2 protein-coding genes are annotated in these 1,285 nt (G+C 60.8%); one reads left to right on the top strand and one right to left on the bottom strand.

The genetic code is table 11. The features are described from left to right. Window positions 1-621: TetR/AcrR family transcriptional regulator (locus tag B0W55_RS29330; RefSeq protein WP_077049378.1), on the bottom strand; the 621-nt coding region annotated here is incomplete at its 3' end. Between the two features lie 153 nt (window positions 622-774). On the opposite strand from B0W55_RS29330, the gene B0W55_RS29325 reads away from it, so the two are divergent. Beyond that, window positions 775-1,215 carry a hotdog fold domain-containing protein gene (locus tag B0W55_RS29325; protein ID WP_077049377.1) on the top strand — a complete coding sequence of 147 codons (441 nt, stop codon included), beginning with the start codon at window positions 775-777 and terminating at the stop codon, window positions 1,213-1,215. The last annotated feature ends 70 nt before the right edge of the window (window positions 1,216-1,285 follow it).

Here is a 1,285-nt window from a genome sequence, read left to right as displayed (position 1 = left end):
AGTGGCGCTCGCGGCGAGTGAGCGCCACGCGGCTTCGGCCAGGATGTCGCGGTACGCCTTCGGGCTACCTTTGACCCGGCCCGACAACCATGCACGGCAATAGCTTTCGGCCTGGCCGATCATCATCGACAGCAACAATTCGTCGGGAACACCGCTCATTGCAGCCTTGTGCGCCGGCTCGGACAGCCAACCCAGCAGCCGCTTGTTACGCGCCTTGTTGCGGGTGACGAGTTCGTCCTTGAACGGTCCCTTGGTCACGGCAAATCGCGCGTGATACTGAAAACGCGCCCATTCGGGCTGGCTGTCGACCCAGTCGACGTAGCTGTGCACCAGCGCATGCACCCCCTCCTGGGCGGTGGTGGCGGCGGCCAGGTAGCTGTCGCGCAATTGGGCCTGGTCGTCCAGCGCGGTGAAAAACAACGCCGCCACCAACCCTTCCTTGTTACCGAAATGATGGTAGATCGCGCCAACGCTGGTTTCGCATTGAGCGCGGATCATCTCGATGGTGGTGGCCTCCAGCCCCTGCTCGTTGAACAGTTTCAGGGCCTGGCGAAAGATCTCGCGCTTGAGTTCGGCGCGCCGACCAGGGTAGCAGCGCTCGAGCAAATCCGAAGTTTCCATACTCATTACTGACCAAAAATTTCGAGGATGAGGGCCTGCGGCCCAATGACGCTAGGTTGACAGATTTGGCGCCGACAGAATACTGTTCCGTCACAGAATAATATTCTGTTACCGAACGATCTTCTGCCCATCATCCGTCAAAGAGGTCTCCACATGAGTCAGTTTCTCAGCCTGTTCAACAGCGCCGGCCCACAGGCGTTCAGCCAGATGGCCTGCCAGGTGGCGCCGTACTTCTCCACCATCAACCCCTTGGTGACCGACTTGCGCAAAGGCTCGGCCACCGTGCAGGTGCCGTTCGCCAGGGAGATCACCAACCACCTGGGCACCGTGCACGCGATTGCCATGTGCAACGCCGCCGAACTGGCGGCCGGGATGATGACCGACGTGTCCATCCCCGCCGGCGCGCGCTGGATTCCCAAGGGCATGACGGTGCAATACCTGGCCAAGGCCAAGACCGATGTGACGGCGGTGGCCGATGGCGAAGGGGTGGACTGGAGTACAGAGGGCGACAAGATCGTGGCGGTGGATGTGCACGATGGGGAAGGCAAGAAGGTGTTCACGGCACGGATTACCATGAATGTGAAACTGTCCTGAACCCAGGCCGGGCGCGGATAATTGTGGGAGCGGGCTTGCTCGCGAATGCGGTGGGTCAGTCAACATTTGT

The organism is Pseudomonas sp. KK4 (genome assembly GCF_001984065.1).
Classification (GTDB): domain Bacteria; phylum Pseudomonadota; class Gammaproteobacteria; order Pseudomonadales; family Pseudomonadaceae; genus Aquipseudomonas.
This window is presented reverse-complemented; position numbering and strand designations above follow the sequence as displayed.